Source organism: Burkholderia sp. Z1 (assembly GCF_014893795.1).
Classification (GTDB): Bacteria; Pseudomonadota; Gammaproteobacteria; order Burkholderiales; family Burkholderiaceae; genus Burkholderia; species Burkholderia theae.
In genome coordinates, this window is sequence record NZ_JACFYL010000002.1 from 326,895 (window position 1) to 345,635 (window position 18,741).

The following is an 18,741-nucleotide window of genomic DNA, read 5'->3' on the forward strand; positions in this document are numbered from 1 at the left end:
GGGTTTACTCTAGGTATCTGTTCCGTCGCGATAAATGCGGCAGACGCGAATTGAATTGTCGTGTCAGTGGAACAATCGTCATCCGCATCGCCGGCAGGGTTATGCGGAAAGCGCCGGCAGCCCCGTGGCGCGGGCCTCACGCGGGTGCGACGACCTCGCGTAACGTCACGCAACGGCGCACGCGGGCGATTGCCGCGCTCGGCACAAAGGTTTGCTGCGGATTCGGGAAGGATCGGGTGCGCCGCGCGGGCACGCGGCACGAAGGCGGGACAACGCGCGGGCTGTGCAGCCCGCGCGTGTTGGTTCAGACGATTACGCGACCCACTCGTTGATGACCGGCGTGTCGAGCGCCGGCGCGCGTTCGGCTTCCTCGAACGTGCGCTTGCTGCACGTCGCGTCGAGGCTGCCCTTGCCGCTCAGCAGCGGGCAGCGGTCGAATACTTCGGCGACCCAGTCGACGAACACGCGCACTTTCGGCGACAGATGGCGGCTGTGCGGATACACGACCGAGATCGGCATCGGCAGCGGCTTGACGCCGGGCAGGACTTCCTTGAGCCGGCCTTCGCGCAGGTGCGGCAGCACCATGAAGAGCGGCGGCTGGATCAGCCCGAAGCCTTCGACCCCGCAGGTCACGTACGCATCCGCGTCGTTCACCGACACGATGCTGTCCATCTTCACCTCGATTTCCTTGCCTTCGCTCAGGAAGGTCCAGTCGATCGTGCGGCCGGTGCGGCTCGAGAAATAGTTGACGGCCTTGTGCTGGCTCAGGTCGTCGATTGTCTGCGGCTCGCCGAAGCGCTCGAGGTAGTCGGGCGCGGCGACCGTCACGCCTTCGAACAGGCCGACCCGGCGCGCGACGAGCGACGAGTCCTGCAGCGCGCCGACGCGGATCACACAATCGACGCCTTCCTGCAGCAAGTCGACCGGCCGATCGGACAGGCCGAGCTGCAGGTCGATGTCGGGGTAGCGCGTATGAAATTCGCACAGCGACGGAATCACGAGCAGCCGTCCGATCGAGCCGGGCATGTCGATACGCAACTTTCCGTGCGGCTTTCGGTTGTTGGCCTGGAAGCTCGCTTCGGTTTCCTCGACGTCCGCGAGGATCCGCACGCATCTTTCGTAGTACGCGGCGCCGTCCGGCGTGAGCGACAGCCGGCGCGTGGTCCGGTGCATCAGCCGCACGCCGAGGAATGCTTCGAGATTCTGGATGATCGTCGTGACGGACGCTCGCGGCAAGCTGAGCGTTTCTGCTGCCTTGGTGAAGCTGCTTGTATCGACGACGCGAGTAAACACCTGCATGGCCTGAAGCCGGTCCATCACAACCTCCGCAATCTAATGAGCCTCCGGAACAAAGAGGCTGCGCTACCTCGTGGGTAAACGCAGCCTTGGATTGTTCGGGGGCGTTGAATTGTGTTGCCGGATTATAGGCATTTATCCCAATGTCTGCCGGACCCAGAATTCGTTCCATCTCGAAATGGATGCTGCATCGTCATGGACGCTTCTGAATTCAGCAAATTCCTGAAAGCCGCGTTGCCCGTGCAAGCCATGGCTGGCGCGGCGTTGACCGTGGCCGAAGTGGAAATTCCCGGCTACGCGCAGGACATCGTGCTGCGCCTCTACCGCCGCCCGGACAAGACCGGATTGCCGGTAGTGCTTTACTTCCACGGCGGCGGCTTCGTGCGCGGTTCGCTCGAAGACGCCGATTTCGCCGCGCGCTTTTTAGCAGAACGCTTACCAGCTCTCGTAGTGTCGGTCGACTATTCGCTCGCGCCGGCCTTTCCTTTTCCGGCCGCGCCGGAGGATGCGTATCGCGCCGCCGTATGGGCCGCGACACGCGCCCGCGCGTTCGGCGGCAATCCGAAGAAGATTGGCGTCGCGGGCCACGACGCGGGCGGCCAGCTCGCGAACTGCCTCGCGTTCATCGCACGCGACCGCGGCGAAGTGTCGATCGCCGCGCAGGCGCTGTTCGGGCCGATGCTCGACCCGAGCATGACGCGCATCGGCGACGCCGATCGTCTTGCCTCCGACATCACCGCGCGCGAATGCGCGGCCTGTTATCGCGCGTATCTGCCGCAGGCGGCGCAGCGCATGCACCCGTACGCGGCGCCGCTCGAATCGGTGCGCCTCGCGGGGCTGCCGCCAACGCTGGTCGTCACCGCGCAGAACGACGTATTGCACGTCGAAGCGGAGAAATATGCGGGCTGCCTGATCTCGTCGGGCGTGCTCACACAGGTGATCCGCTACCCCGACATCACGCACGCCGCGCTCGCGACGCACGAAGCCGCCTTCGAGGAAGCCGTGCGCTTCTTCCAGTGCCGCTTCCAGGCGCGCCAGCCGAATCGTTCCGAATAACCAAACCAATCCACGCTTACTGGAGATCCACATGGCCATCCTACGCACCTCCCGCTCCCGAATCGCGACCGCCGCGATCGTGACGCTCGCCGTCGTCGGCCTCGGAACGTTCGGCGCGATGCGCGTGAACGCGAACGCGCCCGAAAAAGCGGCGGCGCCGCTGCCCGAAGTCGACGTCGCGACCATCGTGCCGCAGACCGTGACCGACTGGCAGAGTTATTCGGGCCGCCTCGAAGCGATCGAGAAAGTCGACGTCCGCCCGCAGGTATCGGGCACGATCGTCGCGGTGAATTTCAAGGACGGCGCGCTCGTGAAGAAGGGCGACGTGCTGTTCGTGATCGACCCGCGCCCGTACCAGGCCGAAGTCGACCGCGCGGCTGCGCAGCTCGCGGCTGCGCAGGCACGCAACGGCTACGCGCAGACCGACTGGCAGCGCGCACAGCGACTGATCGGCGACAACGCGATCGCGAAGCGCGATTACGACGAGAAGCAGAACGCGGCCCGCGAGGCGGCGGCGAACGTGAAGGCGGGCGATGCCGCGCTGGAAACGGCGCGCATCAACCTCGGCTATACGCGGATCACCGCGCCGGTGTCGGGCCGCGTGTCGCGCGCGGAGATCACGGTCGGCAACGTCGTGTCGGCCGGCGCGTCGGCCGCGCCGCTGACGACGCTGGTGTCGGTGTCGCCGATCTATGCGTCGTTCGATGCGGACGAGCAGACCTACCTGCAATACATCAATGGCGCGCGTGACGGCCGCAAGGTTCCGGTCGAGCTCGGCCTCGCGAACGAAAGCGGCTACTCGCGCAGCGGCGTGATCGATTCGGTCGACAACCGGCTCGACACGTCGTCCGGCACGATCCGCGTGCGCGCGCGCTTCGACAACGCGGACGGCGCGCTGGTGCCGGGCCTCTACGCCCGTGTGAAGGTGGGCGGCAGCGCGCCGCACCAGGCACTGCTCGTGGACGACGCGGCGATCAACACCGACCAGGACAAGAAGTTCGTGTTCGTCGTCGACCAGCAGGGCCGCGTGTCGTACCGCGAAGTTCAGCAGGGGATGCAGCACGGCAACCGGCGCGTGATCGTGAGCGGGCTTTCCGCCGGCGATCGCGTCGTCGTGAACGGCACGCAGCGCGTGCGCCCCGGCGAACAGGTGAAGCCGCACATGGTCCCGATGACGGGAGGCGATGCGCCGTCCGCGCCGCTGGCGGACAACGCGAAGCCGGCCGCACCGGCGAAGGCGGATTCGTAAGCGGCCCGCCGCTTCGATTCCGCGTTCAACCAGACAGAGCCACACATGAACATTTCAAAATTCTTTATCGACCGGCCGATCTTTGCAGGAGTCCTATCGGTGATCATCCTGCTGGGCGGGGTGATCGCGATGTTCCTGCTGCCGATTTCGGAATATCCGGAAGTCGTGCCGCCGTCCGTGATCGTGAAGGCGCAGTACCCGGGCGCCAACCCGAAAGTGATCGCCGAGACGGTCGCGTCGCCGCTTGAAGAGCAGATCAACGGCGTCGAGGACATGCTCTACATGCAGTCGCAGGCGAACAGCGACGGCAACATGACGATCACCGTCACGTTCAAGCTCGGCACCGATCCGGACAAGGCCACGCAGCTCGTGCAGAACCGCGTGAACCAGGCGCTGCCGCGCTTGCCGGAAGACGTGCAGCGGCTCGGCATCACCACGGTGAAGAGCTCGCCGACGCTGACGATGGTGGTCCACCTGATCTCGCCGGACAACCGGTACGACATGACCTACCTGCGCAACTACGCGCTGATCAACGTGAAGGATCGCCTGTCGCGGATCCAGGGCGTCGGCCAGGTGCAGCTGTGGGGTTCGGGCGACTACGCGATGCGCGTGTGGCTCGATCCGCAGAAGGTCGCGCAGCGCGGGCTGTCGGCCGAGGACGTCGTGCAGGCCATTCGCGAGCAGAACGTGCAGGTCGCGGCCGGCGTGATCGGCGCATCGCCGTCGCTGCCCGGCACGCCGTTGCAGTTGTCGGTGAACGCGCGCGGCCGGTTGCAGACGGAAGACGAGTTCGGCGACATCGTCGTGAAGACGACGCCGGACGGCGGCGTCACGCGCCTGCGCGACATCGCGCGGATCCAGCTCGATGCGTCCGAATACGGGCTGCGCTCGCTGCTCGACAACAAGCCGGCCGTCGCGATGGCGATCAACCAGTCGCCGGGCGCGAACTCGCTGCAGATCTCGGACGAAGTGCGCAAGACGATGGCCGAGCTGAAGCAGGACATGCCGGCGGGCATCGACTACAAGATCGTCTATGACCCGACGCAGTTCGTGCGTTCGTCGATCAAGGCCGTCGTGCACACGCTGCTCGAAGCGATCGCGCTGGTCGTGATCGTCGTGATCGTGTTCCTGCAGACGTGGCGCGCATCGCTGATTCCGCTGATCGCGGTGCCGGTGTCGATCATCGGCACGTTCTCGCTGCTGCTCGCGTTCGGGTATTCGATCAACGCGTTGTCATTGTTCGGGATGGTGCTGGCGATCGGGATCGTGGTCGACGATGCGATCGTCGTCGTCGAGAACGTCGAGCGCAACATCGAAAGCGGGATGAACGCGCGGCAGGCGACCTACAAGGCGATGCAGGAAGTGAGCGGGCCGATCATCGCGATCGCGCTGACGCTCGTCGCCGTGTTCGTGCCGCTCGCGTTCATGTCGGGCCTGACCGGCCAGTTCTACAAGCAGTTCGCGATGACCATCGCGATCTCGACGGTGATCTCGGCGTTCAACTCGCTGACGCTGTCGCCGGCGCTGTCCGCGATCCTGCTGAAGGGGCATGGCGAGAAGGAAGACTGGCTCACGCGCGTGATGAACCGCGTGCTCGGCGGCTTCTTCCGCGGCTTCAACAAGGTGTTCCATCGCGGCGCGGAGAACTACGGCCGCGGCGTGCGCGGCGTGCTGTCGCGCAAGACGGTGATGCTGGGCGTGTACCTCGTGCTGGTCGGCGCGACCGTGCTGGTGTCGAAGGTCGTGCCGGGCGGCTTCGTGCCCGCGCAGGACAAGGAATACCTGATCGCGTTCGCGCAGCTGCCGAACGGCGCGTCGCTCGACCGCACCGAGAAGGTGATCCGCGACATGGGCTCGATTGCGCTGAAGCAGCCGGGCGTCGAGAGCGCGGTCGCGTTCCCGGGGCTGTCGGTGAACGGCTTCACCAACAGCTCGAGCGCGGGCATCGTGTTCGTCACGCTGAAGCCGTTCTCCGAGCGGCACGGCAAGGCGCTGTCGGCTGGCGCGATCGCGGGTGCGCTGAACCAGCAGTACAGCGCGATGAAGGATTCGTTCGTTGCGGTGTTCCCGCCGCCGCCGGTGCTCGGCCTCGGCACGCTCGGCGGGTTCAAGATGCAGATCGAGGATCGCGGCGCGGTCGGTTATGCGCGGCTCGCGGATGCGACCAACGACTTCATCAAGCGCGCGCAGCAGGCGCCGGAACTGGGACCGTTGTTCACGAGCTACCAGATCAACGTGCCGCAGCTCAACGTCGATCTCGATCGCGTGAAGGCGAAGCAGCTCGGTGTGCCGGTGACCGACGTGTTCAACACGATGCAGGTGTATCTCGGCTCGCTGTACGTGAACGACTTCAACCGTTTCGGGCGCGTGTACCAGGTGCGTGTGCAGGCCGATGCACCGTTCCGCCAGCGTGCGGACGACATCCTGCAGCTCAAGACGCGCAACGACAAGGGCGAGATGGTGCCGCTGTCGTCGCTCGTCACGGTGACGCCGACGTTCGGTCCTGAAATGGTCGTGCGCTACAACGGCTACACGGCGGCCGACATCAACGGCGGCCCGGCGCCGGGCTTCTCGTCGGGTCAGGCGCAGGCCGCGATCGAGCGCATCGCGCACGAGACGCTGCCGCGCGGCGTGCGGTTCGAGTGGACCGACCTCACGTACCAGCAGATCCTCGCGGGCAACGCGGCGATCGTCGTGTTCCCGATCAGCGTGCTGCTCGTGTTCCTGGTGCTCGCCGCGTTGTATGAAAGCCTGACGCTGCCGCTCGCGGTGATCCTGATCGTGCCGATGAGCATTCTGTCGGCGTTGACGGGCGTGTGGCTCACGCAGGGCGACAACAACATCTTCACGCAGATCGGCTTGATGGTGCTGGTGGGGCTGTCGGCGAAGAACGCGATCCTGATCGTCGAATTCGCGCGTGAACTGGAGCACGACGGCAGGACGCCGCTCCAGGCCGCGATCGAGGCGAGCCGGATGCGGCTGCGCCCGATCCTGATGACGTCGATCGCATTCATCATGGGTGTCGTGCCGCTCGTCACGTCGACGGGGGCGGGTTCGGAGATGCGCCATGCGATGGGTGTCGCGGTGTTCTTCGGGATGCTCGGCGTGACGCTGTTCGGGCTGATGCTGACGCCGGTGTTCTACGTCGTGCTGCGTACGCTCGCGGGCGGCAAGATCCACGTCGCCGGCAAGGACTCGGCGGGTTATGGCGTGACGCCTCCGGGCGTACCGGCACCCGATGCTTGAGGATAGAAAGATGAACAACATGCACAACTCGAATGGCCTGATGCGCTTCGCGAAGGTGGCGGCCGCGAGCACCCTGCTCGCGACGCTGCTCGCCGCGTGCGCGGTGGGCCCCGACTACAAGCGCCCGGATGCGTCGACGCCCGCCGCGTACAAGGAAGCACCGACCCTCGCGCAGGGCGAACAGGCCGGCACGTGGAAGACGGCCGAGCCGTCGGACGGCGCGCATCGCGGCGAATGGTGGACGGTGTTCGGCGACCCGGTGCTCGATTCGCTCGAGACGCAGGCGCTCGCCGCGAACCAGAACCTGAAGGCCGCGGCCGCGCGGGTCGAGGAAGCGCGCGCGGCGACGCGTTCGGCGCGTTCGCAATGGTTCCCGCAGATCGGTGCCGGTTTCGGGCCGATGCGTGAAGGGCTGTCGTCGGCGTCGCAGTTCCAGCCGCAGGGCACCGGCCCGACCAACGCGACGCTGTGGCGCGCGCAGGGCACGGTGTCCTACGAGGCCGACCTGTTCGGCCGCGTCGGCCGCAACGTCGAGGCGTCGCGTGCCGACCAGGCGCAGAGCGAAGCGCTGTTCCGTTCGGTGCAGCTCGCGCTGCAGGCGGATGTCGCGCAGAACTACTTCGAACTGCGCCAGCTCGACTCGGACCAGGACCTGTACCGCCGCACGGTGGAACTGCGCGATCAGGCGCTCAAGCTCGTGCAGCGCCGCTTCAACGAAGGCGACATCAGCGAGCTCGACGTGTCGCGGGCGAAGAACGAACTGGCCACCGCGCAGGCCGATGCGGTCGGCGTTGCGCGCCGGCGCGCGGCCTCGGAGCATGCGCTTGCGATCCTGCTCGGCAAGGCGCCCGCGGATTTCGCGTTCAAGGAAACGCCGATCGTGCCGGTCGGCGTGAAGATTCCGCCGGGCCTGCCGTCCGCGCTGCTCGAACGCCGTCCGGACGTGTCGGCGGCCGAGCGCGCGATGGCGGCCGCGAACGCGCGGATCGGCCTTGCGAAGTCGGCGTATTTCCCGAAGCTCGATATCACGGGGGCGTTCGGGTATGAAGCGTCGACGCTCGGCAGCCTGTTCATGTGGTCGAGCCGCACGTTCCTGCTCGGGCCGTTCGCCGGCACCGCGCTGACGCTGCCGCTGTTCGACGGCGGGCGCCGTGCGGCCGGCGTGCAGCAGGCGCGCGCGCAGTACGACGAGCAGGTCGCGAACTACCGGCAGCAGGTGCTCGTCGCGTTCCGCGAGGTCGAGGACAATCTCGCCGATCTGCGCCTGCTCGACGATCAGATCCACGCGCAGGATGCGGCCGTCAATGCATCGCGCCGCGCGGCGACGCTGTCGCGCACGCAGTATCAGGAAGGCGAGATCGCGTATCTCGACGTGATCGACAGCGAACGGTCGGTGCTGGTGTCGCAATTGCAGGCGAACCAGCTGACCGGCGCGCAGGCCGTGTCGACCGTCAACCTGATCCGCGCGTTGGGCGGCGGATGGGGTGCGGTGCCGACGGCGGTCGGCGACGCGGCGACCGTCAAGCAGGAAGTCGCCGTGCGTTGACGCACCGGCTCGCGACGGGCCGCCGGAACAGGCGGCGAGTCGAGGAACCCCGATCCGTGACGATGCGGATCGGGGTTTTTTATTGGCCGTCCGTTATGCCGGCTGATCCGGTTTCACGTCCGTGCGTTCCGCGATCACGACCGCATAGCGCTCGACGGCATCGGCAATCCGCTTCGCCAGCACGGGGTCGCGCACCGCGCGGGCGAGCGTGACGCCGCCTGAAAGCAGCGCGAGGAATGCGATCGCGCGGTCGTCGTCGGGCGGGTCGCCCAGGCCGGACGCCACTTCGTCGACGATCTGCCGTAACGCCTGTTCGTACGCGTCGCGCGTGTCGTCGTCGGCGCGCATCACTTCCGGCGACAGGCTCGGCAGCGCGCAGCTCTCGCCGAGTTCGCAGGTGCGCCGCGGCCCGAGGTAGAACGCCGCGAACGGGCGCCGCCAGCGCGCGCCATGCTCGGCCTTGAACGTCGCGACGCCCTGGCGGAGCTGCTCCAGACCGTCGAGGACGACGCTGCGGAACGCTTCGCCCTTCGATTTGAAATGCCCGTAGAACGCGCCATTGGTGACGCCCGCCGCCTTCGTCAACGGACCGATGCCCGAACCGCCATATCCCTCCTGACGGAACAGGCGGCTCGCCGCCTCGAGGATGCGCGCGCGGGTTTCGTGCTTGTGCTCGACGGAATAACGCATGACTGGCTCGCTTCAGAGTGATCGCTCTTTATCTTGCATAGAGAGCGATTAGTGTCTAATGTATAGAGAGTGACTGATATTTATATCACGTCACGATTCCGATGACCTGACCAGGAGGAAGTGCGATGCCGATCACGCTGACAGTATCCGAAGGGGTTTTCACGCCGGACGACGAGGGGCCGGTGTTTGCCGAGCTGACCGATGCGCTGCTGGATGTCGAAGGATTGACCGGGAATGCGTTCCTGGCGCCGAACGTGGTGGGCACGCTCAACGTGCTGCCGCGGCACCGGACCTTCGTGCAGGGACGCGCGGAGCCCGCGGCGTTCGTCGAACTGAAGCTGCCTGCCGTCGCGCTCGCGGCGCCCGACAAGCAGCGGCAATACGTCGAACGGGCGACCGCGATCGTGCTGCGCCGCGCGGGCGGACGGCTGACGCCGGCGCAAGTCTGGGTGAATGTCGTCCATGCCGTCGACGGCGGATGGGGGATTGCCGGACGGCGCTACGACAACGCGTCGCTCGTCGATTCGATCCAGGGCGCGGTGGCGGCACAGTAACTGCAACTAACGGTCTAGCCGTCAGGCGTTGACCGGCGGTGCGGCGGCGTTCGCCGCCGCACCGGCTACCTGCCGTCGCATGCAGTGCGCAGCGCGCGAACCAGTTCGCTCGCCGCCTTGCCGAGCCCCGTATGCTTCGGCCGCCGCAGGTACACGGGCAGCGGTAAGCCGTTGCGGATGTTCTCGAACACGAGCGGCGCGAGTTCGCCGTTGGCCACGTATCCGCCGATCACCGACGCGGGCAGGTTCGCCCAACCGTGACCGGCCTTCACGAGCGCGATCGCGGTCGCCATGTCGGTCACCTTCCACGTGCGGTTGCCGATCAACGGTCGCACGTCGGTCAACGGCCGCTCCGGATCGGCGATCACGATCTGCCGGAAGCCCGACAGCCGTTCGATCGCTTCCGGATGGGCGCCTTCGGCGATCAGCGGATGCGCCGGCGCGGCGACGGCAATGAGCGTCTCGGTCCACAGCGCGTGGATCTGTTCCTGCGGATGCAGGTCGAGCCCGCAGTACGCCACACAGAGATCGACGGCGGCGCGATGCAGCGCGTCGACGATCGCGTCCTGCGGTGCCGTGACGACACTGATCGCGAGCGCCGGATATTTCGCGGCGACCGCCGTCAGCGCGCGGGCGACGGGCGCGCTGTCGATCTCGGCCGCGACGCCGAGCCGCAGCGTGTCCTCGACACCTTCCGACAAGTGCTGCGCGTGTGCGCGCAGCACCTGCAACTGCTCGGCGATCGAGCGCGCATCGGGCAACAGCGCGGCCATCGCGGCAGTCGGCGTCGGTTCCCGTGTGCCGCGGTCGAACAACACGAGATCGAGTTCGGCCTCGAGATTCGCGATTGCCATGCTGACCGCCGACGGCGTGCGGCCGAGCGCGCGCGCGGCCGCCGAAAACGAGCCTTTGTCGATGACGGTGAGCAGAATGTCGATGTGGTCGCTGGTCAGCATGTGCGGCCTCTCCTGTCAGAAAAATTGAAAGGACCTGACTTTTGCGGACGGGGGACCCGCTGATAGTCTCGCCACCTTGTTCGAGAGGAAGGTGGATGGTCATGCAAGGGTGGAAGAGACGCATAGTCTACGTCGTGATGTTCGAGGTGCTCGGCATCCTGGTCGCGTCGTCGGTGCTCGGCATGCTGAGCGGCGCGAGCGCGGCGACGAGCGGCCTGCTCGGCGTGATGATTTCGACGACGGGCGTCACCGTCAATTTTCTGTTCAACCTCGCATTCGAAGCATGGGAGCGGCGGAGCGCGGCGACGACGCGCACCGTCGGGCGTCGTGTGCTGCATGCGATCGGATTCCAGATCGCGCTCGTGACGTTCCTGATTCCGCTGATCGCGTGGTGGCTCGACGTGTCGCTGCTGCAGGCGTTTCTGTACGACGCAGTGCTGATCGTGTTCTTCCCGATCTTCACGTTCGCGTACAACTGGGCGTTCGACAGCGTGTTCGGGTTGCCGGATGCGGTGACGCGCAAGGCGGGGGCAGCGGCTTAACCGGGCGCCCTCGATGCGGACGGGCGCCCGCATCGTGCGGGGAATGAAACGGGGAATATCGGGCGGAACGAACGCCGCCCGGGAAATTACGCGGCGATGAACTCGTGCACGAAGCGGTTGAACACGGCAGGGCTTGCCGCATTCATCCCGTGCGACGCGCCGGCGACGGTCTGCCGTTGCGCATTGCCGATCCACTGCGACAGCGTGTCGACGTTGTTGCGGAACATCTTCGGGCTGCGCTGGCCGTCGATCAGCAGCGTGCGGCACGCGATATCGCCGGCCGTGTGCTGCGAATACGCGGGCAGCGGATCGCGCAGTTGCTTCGGCAGCGTGCTCGCGTTGTCGATCGCCATCGTGCGGAAGCGCGACGTGCTCTTCTTCCATGCGCCGGGCAGGCTCACGGAATCGACGAACATCTCGAGACCGGATTCGACGTCGCCTTGACCGATCAGGTTCACGGCCTTCGTGCGCAGCGCGAGCGCGGCGGCCGGCAGCGCGGCTTCGCGCACGCCCTGCTGTTGCAGCGGGCCGCCCGGATCGGCGAGCGTCAGCGTGTCGACGAGATGCGGATGCTGGCGTGCGACGTTGAATGCCACGCTGCCGCCGCGCGAATGGCCGACCAGATGCACGGGGCCGAGATCGAGCGCGTCGATGAATTCGGCGAGCTCGTCGACGTGGTTCTGCCAACTGAACTCGTCCTGGATGCCCGCTTCGACGGCCGGCCAGTAGTGGCTGAGGCTCGGCGCGATGCAGCGGTAGTGGGCCGACAGCGATGCAAGCTGCGGATCCCAGTAGCGGTAGTCGCACAGTGAACCGTGCGCGAACACCATCGGCGCGCCGCTGCCCCGCTCGACATACGGCAGGCTGATGCCTGACGAAAGCGTCGCAAATTGCAGGTCGGGGTTCGCGAGCACGGACGGCTCGATTCGCATGTTCATGACTGAAAGACTCAAAGGTGCGTCAACTCGACGCAACTATGCATCACGGCGACCTGCAAGGAAAACGCATAATTTTCATCGTGACGATCAATTTTATTGATGGCTCGGCCGCAAAGCCTTGTCGGGCCGTGGTCGTATGTTGGGATTCTTTCAATCGTCTGACGGTCCGAGCCGGGCCGAAGGGGCGTGCGGCGGCCTGCGCGCGTGCGCGATCGCATCGAAAAAAGCGGGGAGGTGCGCACGCCGCGGATGCGGCGCGCGCGTCAGCGCGCCGTCAATGCAGGCGTGGTCTGAAGCTCGACGGGGAGGTCGTTGTCGGCGGCGAACCGCATCGCGAAGTCGAACGCATCGGCGCATACGCTGCGCAGTTCGTCGGACACGATCAGGCATTTGACGCCGCCGTCGACGACGGGCATCGCGAGCCGCGACAGCGCGCACGGATACCCGGGCCGCAGTTCGCCGACGAACAGCGTGATGACGCCCGCGAGGCGCTCGGGCCAGTCGCTGGGGCGGAAGGTTTTCTGCGCGCGTGTGACGCCGCGGATCAGGTGGCCGTCGACACGGCCGTGTTCGGTGACTTCGATGCGATCCATGCTGTTGTGCGTGTCCTCGTTCGCGTCATTCGCCGCCGTCGGCTGCCGCGTCGCCGCGCGCGGGAATCCGCAGGTTGCGCAGCTTGTGATAAAGCGTTTTCTTCGGCATGCCGAGCGCGACGCTCGCCTCCGCGACGTTGCCGTTGTGACGCCGCAGCATGTCCTCGATCAGCATCCGTTCGAAATACGCGAGCTGCTCCGTGAGCGTGCCGCCCGCTGTCGGCGTGCCGCCGGACGACAGCAGGCTGTCGCCGGTCAGCCCGAGCACGAAGCGATCGGCCACGTTCTGCAGCTCACGCACGTTGCCGGGCCATGCATGCGTCATCAGTTCGGACACCTGCGCAGCCGTGACGACCGGCGCCGGCTGCCCGAAGCGCCGCGCGGCCGCGAGCACGAAATGTTCGAACAGCAGCGGCACGTCCTCGCGCCGCTCGCGTAGCGGCGGCAGTTCGATCTGTGCGACGTTGAGGCGATACAGCAGGTCCGCGCGAAAGCGCCCGTCGGCCGCGAGTTCCGCGAGATCGGCCTTCGATGCGGCAACCACGCGGCAGTCGACCGGAATCAGCTCGTTCGCGCCGAGCCGTTCGACCACGCGCTCCTGCAGCACGCGCAGCATCTTGATCTGCAGCTGAATCGGCATCGTCTCGATCTCGTCGAGGAACAGCGTGCCGCCCTGCGCCCATTCGATCTTGCCGATGCGCTTCTTGATCGCGCCGGTGAACGCGCCGGCCTCGTGGCCGAACAGTTCGCTCTCGAAGATCTGCTCGGGCAGGCCGCCGCAGTTCAGCGCGACGAAATGCGCGTCGCGCCGGCCGCCGAAGTCGTGCAGGCTGCGCGCGATCAGCTCCTTGCCGGTGCCCGTCTCGCCGGTGATCAGCACGGACACCGACGTATCGGCGAGGCGCAGGATCTTCTTGCGCACGTCGGCCATCGCGGGCGACTTGCCGAGCACGAATGCCTCGATGCCCTGCCAGTTGTTGAGCGCCGCGCGCAGCCCCTGCACCTCGAGCGTCAGGCGGCGCTTCTCGACCGCGCGTGCGACGCGGCCGGCGATCACGTCCGACGAGAACGGCTTCTCGATGAAGTCGTACGCGCCGACCTGCATCGCGCCGACGGCCGTCGAGATATCCGCGTGGCCGCTGATCAGCACGACCGGGATCTGCGCATCGACGGCCATCACGCGATCGAGCAACTGCAGCCCGTCGATGCCCGGCATCCGCACGTCCGACACGATCACGACCGGCGCGCCGGGCGCGACGTGCGCAAGCGCGTCGGCGGCCGCCGCGAACGCGTCGACCGGGAACCCGGCAAGCGCGACCGCCTGCTCGACGCCGATCCGGACGTTTTCATCGTCCTCGACGACCAGCACCCGAATCTCATCTTCCATGCTCTGTCCTTTGCAGCGTCGCCGCCGCGAATTCGATACTGAACTGCGCGCCGCCTTCGTCGCGGTTCGTCGCGGCGATCTTCGCGCCGAACGCCTCGACGATGCGCGACGTGATCGCGAGGCCGAGCCCCAGGCCCTGGCCGCGCGGCTTGGTCGTGACGAACGGCTCGAACAGGTGCGGCAGCACCTCGGGCGCGATGCCGGCGCCGCTGTCGGCGACCGTGAAGCGCACGCGGCCGGCTTCGTCCGGCCCGGCGGCTTCGATGACGATGCGGCGCACCGGCGCGTCGTGTACCGCGTCGAGCGCGTTGCCGAGCAGGTTCACGATCACCTGCTGTAACTGGCTCGATTCAGCCGATACCGCCGTGCCGGGCGCGATGTTCACGTCGAGCTGCACGCCTTCGTCGCGGATCCGCGCGTCGTAGATGAGCCGAGCATGCGCGACGGCCTCGTTCAGCGACACCGCGACGCGCTCGACGTCGGGCTTGCGCGCGAAGGTCTTCAGCTCGCCGGTGAGCACGGCCATGCTGTCGACCAGCTTGCCGATCCGTTCGAGATTGGCATACGCCGGCGCCGGCTGGCCGCGCTCGAAGAACGTGCGCGCGTTGTCGCACAGCGTGCGGATCGCGACGAGCGGCTGGTTCAGCTCGTGCGTGAGGCCGGCGGCCATCTGCCCGAGCACCGCGAGCTTGCCCGCGTGCACGACTTCCTGCTGCGAATCGCGCAGCCGCTGCTCGGTGCGCTCGCGCTCGACGATCTCGCGCTGCATCTGTTCGTTCGCGGCGGTCAGCGCGGCCGTGCGCTGCGCGACGGTCAGTTCGAGCCGGTCGTTCGCGCGGCGCAGCGCGTCCTGCGCGCGCAGCCGTGCCGCGATCGCCCGGCGCCGCTGGATCGCGTAGCCGGCCAGCAGCGCGGCGATCAGGAACGCGCCGGTGACGAACACGAACGCCGTCTGCTGCTGGCGCCGCGCGCCCGCGATGTCGAGCAGCACCATCAGCGAATCGCCGGCCTGCGGCGCGGGGCGCGACATCACGAGATAGCGGGTGGTGCGGTCGGGGTGCCGCAGGTCGGGGAACGTGCCGAACCAGGCGGCCGCGCTGCGATCGCCGATGCGGCGGTACGGCAGCGCGTCGACGGTGCGGCCCGCGTATTGCCGCGACGCCTGGATGTCGCGCTGCTGCTGCGCGGTGATCGGGCGCAGCGCGGTGAATTTCCATGCGGGTTCGGTCGAGATCACGACCACGCCGTTGCTGTCGACGACCATCGCGGCGACGCCCGGTGCGCGCCAGGCCGATTCGAGCGAATCGACGCTGATCTTGACGGCGGCCACGCCGATCGGCACGCCGTCGTCGCGCACCGCGCTGGCGAAGTAGACGCCCGGCACGCCCGTGTTGGTGCCGATGCCGAAGAAGCGGCCGCTGCCGCGCGCGAGCGCGTCCTTGAAGTACGGCCGGTACGACACGTTGGTGCCGACGAAGCTGAGCGTCTCGTTCCAGTTGCTGGCGGCGATCACCTCGCCCTGCAGGTCGATCACGTCGACGGCGCCGCTGCCCGCGTCGCGGTTCACGGCTTCGAGGTAGGTGTTCACCGTGTGCACGAGCGCGGGCGTGTCGTGCGGCGCGGCCTTCAGCATCGCGCGCACGCCGTCCTGCCGCGCGACCAGGCCGGGCAGGATCTCGAAGCGGCCGAGCTCGCTCTTCAGGCTCGACGCATACAGGTCGAGCCGGTGCGCGCCGGTTTCCTCGAGCGCGTCGATCGCGCGTTCCCACGCGAAATCGACGGCCGCGCCCGCCACGCCGACATACAGCGCGGCGACCGACGCCCAGCCCCACCACGGGATACCCTTGAAGCTCTTCTGCACGTTCGCCCTCATCGAAGCCCGTTATCGGCGTGAACAGGCCCTGGCCGCCCAACCGGCCGCCCAACCGGCCGTCCGGAACCGATCGTCCGGAACGACGCGCGCCGCGCGCCGGCTAGGCCGGCGGCGGCGCGTGCGAAGCAGCCTGCGCGACGATGCGCGCGGCGGCGCATCATCCGAAGTGCGCGACCAGGATCAGCGTCACCGTGACGACGATCGCGCCGCCGATGCGCGTCGCGATCTGCGCGAACGGCATCAGTTGCATCCGGTTCGCGGCGGTCAGGATCGCGACGTCGCCGGTGCCGCCTTGCCCGCTGTGGCAGGCGTTCACGATTGCGGTGTCGATAGGGTACATCTTCATCAGGCGGCCGACCACGAAACCGGTGCCCATCAGCGTCGCGACGGTCGACACGATCGTCACGACGTTGACGATCGTGAAGGCGGCGGTCAGCTTGTCCCACGGCGTCATCGCAACGCCGATCGCGAACAGCAGCGGATACGTGACAGCGGTCGAGAAGAACTTGTAGACGACGAACGCGCCTTCCTGCAGCGGCGGCGACACCGCGCGTGCCAGCTTCACGAGCACAGCGAGGAACAGCATCGCGACCGGCGCGGGCAGGCCGAACAGCTTGAACGCCATCAGGCCGACGAGGTACAGCGTGATCGCCGTGATGCCGGCGCCCGCGATGTGCGTGACGTCGACGTGGCCGCGGATCTCTTCGCTTTCCGGCGTCATGTCGCCCGTTTCGCCGACCTGCAGGCGGCCGTTGCCGGTCAGGTGCGGCAGGCGCTTGCCGAGCATGTCGAGCGCGCCCGACAGGATGATCGCGGTCAGGCTGCCGAGCATCACCGGCGGCAGCACCATCGCGAACATCTCGCCTTGCGGCAGGTGCATCAGTTCCGAATAGCCGATCGACAGCGGAATCGCGCCTTCGCCGACGCCGCCGGCCATGATCGGCACGACGATGTACAGCAGCGTGTGGCGCGCGCCGAGGCCGAGCGCGGTGCCCACCGCCGTGCCGACGATCGCGGCCGCGACCGAACCGACGGCCAGCGGGATGAAGATCTTCAGGAAGCCCTGGATCAGCACGCGACGGTCCATGCTCAGGATGCTGCCGACGATGATCGACGCGATGAACAGGTACAGGAAGTTGGTCGACTTCGTGAATTCGACCGTCAGGTTCAGCACCGGCTTCGGCAGCAGATGGTAGTACGTGAGCGCCGACGGCACGAAGGTCGCGAAGATCGCGGCCGCGCCGATGTTGCGCAACAGCGGCAGACGCTTGCCGAGTTCCGCGCACGTGAAGCCAAAGAACGCGAGCACGGCGATCGCCATCGAGATCTCGCCGGGCACCTTGCCCGTCACCGCGAAACCGACGATCAGCGCGAGCAGGATGAAGTAGACGGGCAGCGGGATGATGCCGATGCGGATTTCCATCAGCTTCCACCAGCCGTCCGGCCAGAAGCGTTCGCGCTTGGCGGGACCGGCTTCGACAATCGGCTCCGGATGGGACGGGGTATGGATAGAGGTCTGCAAGACGTGTCTCCTGATGTTGGAATGCCTGCATTGCTTCGCGGCATTGTGTGCCGTCTATTACGCAACCTCCGTGCCAGCTGTCCGGCTTGCCGTCACGCTTGCAGGTCGTTGATTCACAAGGAGTTTGTTTCGTCTGCTGAAACGAGCGCGCGAACAGCGTTCCGAGATTTCGGAATTCGCCCGATGGCCAGGCCGAGATTTCAGCCTGACGCTCGGCCGGGCGCCCGGCCACGCGCGATCGCGCGCCATATCGCCGCGCGCGATTTTCTTCGCACAATCGCTTCGTAGACCGTCCTCCCGCCGCTCTCTATCATCGACTGATCCTTTTCCGATGCGACGACGACTGTCCGGAGAACGCCCGCGCGTTCGCCGCGGCGTCGCTCATCCGTCGATACCGTCTTTGGACAGGAGAGTGGTTTCCATGCTGCATGCCGTTTTTTCCGCCCGCTTTTCCTCCGGCCGACTGGCGCGGTTTGCCCGGCCGGCCCGCCTGCTGGCGGCCGCGCTGCTCGCGGCGTTGCTTGGCCTCGTGCTGCCGAACGGCGCGCGCGCCGAACCCGCGCCGCTGAAGGTCGGCATCTCGACCAGCCCGCAGATCGACGCGCTGAAGATCGCCGCGAAGGAAGCGAAGGCGCAGGGGCTCGACGTGCGGATCATCGAGTTCACCGACTGGAATACGCCGAACGCGGCGCTCGCGAACAAGGACATCGACGTCAACTACTTCCAGCACATCCCGTTTCTCGAGAACGCGAACAAGCAGGGCGGCTACAACTTCGTGTCGATCGCGCCCGGCACGATCATGAAGATCGGCCTCTACTCGAAGAAGGTGAAACGCTTTGCCGAGCTGAAGGACGGTGCGCGGGTCGCAATCGCGAACGATCCGGTGAACGGCGGGCGCGGGCTGTTGCTGCTGCAGCGCGCGGGCCTGATCACGCTGAAGCCGGGCGCCGACTACCGGGCGACGACCCACGATATCGTCGCGAACCCGAAGCACCTGAAGATCATCCCGCTCGAAGCGTCGCAGCTCGCGCGTTCGCTCGACGACGTCGATCTCGCGCAGGGCTACCCGAGCTTCATCAAGCTCGCCGGCACGACCGACCCGAACAGCGCGCTGCTGTTCGACGGCACCGAGAACAAGAATTTCGCGATCCAGTGGGTCGTGCGGCCGGACAGCTTGAACGATCCGCGCATCCGCAAGTTCATCGCGATCTACCAGCACTCGCCGGCCGTGCGCAAGGCGCTCGACAACGCGTTCGGCTCGCTGTACGCGATCGCGTGGTGACGGAGGCGAAC

The 18,741-nt window shown here is 66.9% G+C and carries 15 protein-coding genes; 7 read left to right on the plus strand and 8 right to left on the minus strand.

Annotation, left to right across the window (positions count from 1 at the left end):
• Positions 1-312 precede the first annotated feature (312 nt).
• On the minus strand, positions 313-1,317 hold the full coding sequence (ceoR, locus tag H3H55_RS18620) for a putative multidrug efflux transcriptional regulator CeoR (protein ID WP_048245886.1): 1,005 nt from the start codon (positions 1,315-1,317) through the stop codon (positions 313-315).
• Between the two features lie 174 nt (positions 1,318-1,491).
• Between ceoR and H3H55_RS18625 the strand changes: the two genes are divergently transcribed.
• Genes H3H55_RS18625 through opcM form a run of 4 tightly spaced genes read left to right on the plus strand, consistent with a single transcriptional unit; the run spans position 1,492 to position 8,393 of the window.
• The gene (locus H3H55_RS18625; protein ID WP_048245885.1) at positions 1,492-2,352 is read left to right on the plus strand and encodes an alpha/beta hydrolase; all 861 of its coding nucleotides are present in this window, start codon (positions 1,492-1,494) and stop codon (positions 2,350-2,352) included.
• Between the two features lie 31 nt (positions 2,353-2,383).
• Positions 2,384-3,601 (plus strand): multidrug efflux RND transporter periplasmic adaptor subunit CeoA, encoded by a 1,218-nt coding sequence (gene ceoA, locus H3H55_RS18630; protein WP_193099713.1) that lies wholly within the window; start codon positions 2,384-2,386, stop codon positions 3,599-3,601.
• A gap of 45 nt (positions 3,602-3,646) precedes the next feature.
• A complete protein-coding gene (gene ceoB, locus H3H55_RS18635) occupies positions 3,647-6,847 on the plus strand; it encodes a multidrug efflux RND transporter permease subunit CeoB (RefSeq protein ID WP_129515857.1) in 3,201 nt (1,066 codons plus the stop codon).
• 10 nt (positions 6,848-6,857) lie between these two features.
• Entirely contained in the window at positions 6,858-8,393 is a 1,536-nt protein-coding gene (gene opcM, locus H3H55_RS18640; RefSeq protein WP_193099714.1) for a multidrug efflux transporter outer membrane subunit OpcM, read from the plus strand.
• 93 nt (positions 8,394-8,486) lie between these two features.
• Here opcM and H3H55_RS18645 read toward each other — a convergent pair whose 3' ends face one another.
• Positions 8,487-9,083, minus strand: coding sequence for a TetR/AcrR family transcriptional regulator (locus H3H55_RS18645; protein WP_193099715.1), 597 nt, complete (start codon positions 9,081-9,083; stop codon positions 8,487-8,489).
• A gap of 125 nt (positions 9,084-9,208) precedes the next feature.
• Here H3H55_RS18645 and H3H55_RS18650 point away from each other — a divergent pair, with 125 nt between their 5' ends.
• The gene (locus tag H3H55_RS18650) at positions 9,209-9,637 is read left to right on the plus strand and encodes a Tautomerase enzyme (RefSeq protein ID WP_193099716.1); all 429 of its coding nucleotides are present in this window, start codon (positions 9,209-9,211) and stop codon (positions 9,635-9,637) included.
• Positions 9,638-9,702: 65 nt separating this feature from the next.
• On the opposite strand, the gene H3H55_RS18655 is transcribed toward H3H55_RS18650, so the two are convergent.
• Positions 9,703-10,593, minus strand: a complete 891-nt coding sequence (locus tag H3H55_RS18655) for a LysR family transcriptional regulator (protein ID WP_193099717.1) — start codon at positions 10,591-10,593, stop codon at positions 9,703-9,705.
• Between the two features lie 101 nt (positions 10,594-10,694).
• Between H3H55_RS18655 and H3H55_RS18660 the strand changes: the two genes are divergently transcribed.
• Positions 10,695-11,135, plus strand: a complete 441-nt coding sequence (locus H3H55_RS18660; protein ID WP_193099718.1) for a PACE efflux transporter — start codon at positions 10,695-10,697, stop codon at positions 11,133-11,135.
• Positions 11,136-11,221: 86 nt separating this feature from the next.
• Here the strand turns inward: H3H55_RS18660 and H3H55_RS18665 are convergent, their stop codons facing one another.
• The 5 genes from H3H55_RS18665 to H3H55_RS18685 form a co-directional block, all read right to left on the minus strand.
• A complete protein-coding gene (locus tag H3H55_RS18665) occupies positions 11,222-12,073 on the minus strand; it encodes an alpha/beta fold hydrolase (protein ID WP_193099719.1) in 852 nt (283 codons plus the stop codon).
• Positions 12,074-12,336: 263 nt separating this feature from the next.
• A complete protein-coding gene (locus tag H3H55_RS18670; protein ID WP_048245871.1) occupies positions 12,337-12,666 on the minus strand; it encodes a DUF3579 domain-containing protein in 330 nt (109 codons plus the stop codon).
• Between the two features lie 25 nt (positions 12,667-12,691).
• The gene (locus H3H55_RS18675) at positions 12,692-14,053 is read right to left on the minus strand and encodes a sigma-54-dependent transcriptional regulator (protein WP_193099720.1); all 1,362 of its coding nucleotides are present in this window, start codon (positions 14,051-14,053) and stop codon (positions 12,692-12,694) included.
• A complete protein-coding gene (locus tag H3H55_RS18680; protein WP_193099721.1) occupies positions 14,043-15,926 on the minus strand; it encodes a sensor histidine kinase in 1,884 nt (627 codons plus the stop codon). Before H3H55_RS18680 ends, H3H55_RS18675 begins: the two co-directional genes overlap by 11 nt.
• A 157-nt stretch (positions 15,927-16,083) precedes the next feature.
• Positions 16,084-17,448, minus strand: coding sequence for a 2-hydroxycarboxylate transporter family protein (locus H3H55_RS18685; protein WP_048245865.1), 1,365 nt, complete (start codon positions 17,446-17,448; stop codon positions 16,084-16,086).
• A 421-nt stretch (positions 17,449-17,869) separates the two neighbouring features.
• Here H3H55_RS18685 and H3H55_RS18690 point away from each other — a divergent pair, with 421 nt between their 5' ends.
• Positions 17,870-18,730 carry a MetQ/NlpA family ABC transporter substrate-binding protein gene (locus tag H3H55_RS18690; RefSeq protein ID WP_193099722.1) on the plus strand — a complete coding sequence of 287 codons (861 nt, stop codon included), beginning with the start codon at positions 17,870-17,872 and terminating at the stop codon, positions 18,728-18,730.
• The last annotated feature ends 11 nt before the right edge of the window (positions 18,731-18,741 follow it).

Excerpts from the sequence above, each read along its gene's own strand:
- H3H55_RS18655 (WP_193099717.1), bottom strand. The coding sequence starts at position 10,593 with ATGCTGACCAGCGACCACATCGACATTCTGCTCACCGTCATCGACAAA.
- H3H55_RS18665 (WP_193099719.1), bottom strand. The coding sequence starts at position 12,073 with ATGAACATGCGAATCGAGCCGTCCGTGCTCGCGAACCCCGACCTGCAA.
- ceoB (WP_129515857.1), top strand. The coding sequence starts at position 3,647 with ATGAACATTTCAAAATTCTTTATCGACCGGCCGATCTTTGCAGGAGTC.
- H3H55_RS18645 (WP_193099715.1), bottom strand. The coding sequence starts at position 9,083 with ATGCGTTATTCCGTCGAGCACAAGCACGAAACCCGCGCGCGCATCCTC.
- ceoR (WP_048245886.1), bottom strand. The coding sequence starts at position 1,317 with ATGGACCGGCTTCAGGCCATGCAGGTGTTTACTCGCGTCGTCGATACA.
- ceoA (WP_193099713.1), top strand. The coding sequence starts at position 2,384 with ATGGCCATCCTACGCACCTCCCGCTCCCGAATCGCGACCGCCGCGATC.
- H3H55_RS18680 (WP_193099721.1), bottom strand. The coding sequence starts at position 15,926 with ATGAGGGCGAACGTGCAGAAGAGCTTCAAGGGTATCCCGTGGTGGGGC.
- H3H55_RS18690 (WP_193099722.1), top strand. The coding sequence starts at position 17,870 with ATGCTGCATGCCGTTTTTTCCGCCCGCTTTTCCTCCGGCCGACTGGCG.
- H3H55_RS18650 (WP_193099716.1), top strand. The coding sequence starts at position 9,209 with ATGCCGATCACGCTGACAGTATCCGAAGGGGTTTTCACGCCGGACGAC.
- H3H55_RS18625 (WP_048245885.1), top strand. The coding sequence starts at position 1,492 with ATGGACGCTTCTGAATTCAGCAAATTCCTGAAAGCCGCGTTGCCCGTG.
- H3H55_RS18660 (WP_193099718.1), top strand. The coding sequence starts at position 10,695 with ATGCAAGGGTGGAAGAGACGCATAGTCTACGTCGTGATGTTCGAGGTG.
- H3H55_RS18675 (WP_193099720.1), bottom strand. The coding sequence starts at position 14,053 with ATGGAAGATGAGATTCGGGTGCTGGTCGTCGAGGACGATGAAAACGTC.
- H3H55_RS18670 (WP_048245871.1), bottom strand. The coding sequence starts at position 12,666 with ATGGATCGCATCGAAGTCACCGAACACGGCCGTGTCGACGGCCACCTG.
- opcM (WP_193099714.1), top strand. The coding sequence starts at position 6,858 with ATGAACAACATGCACAACTCGAATGGCCTGATGCGCTTCGCGAAGGTG.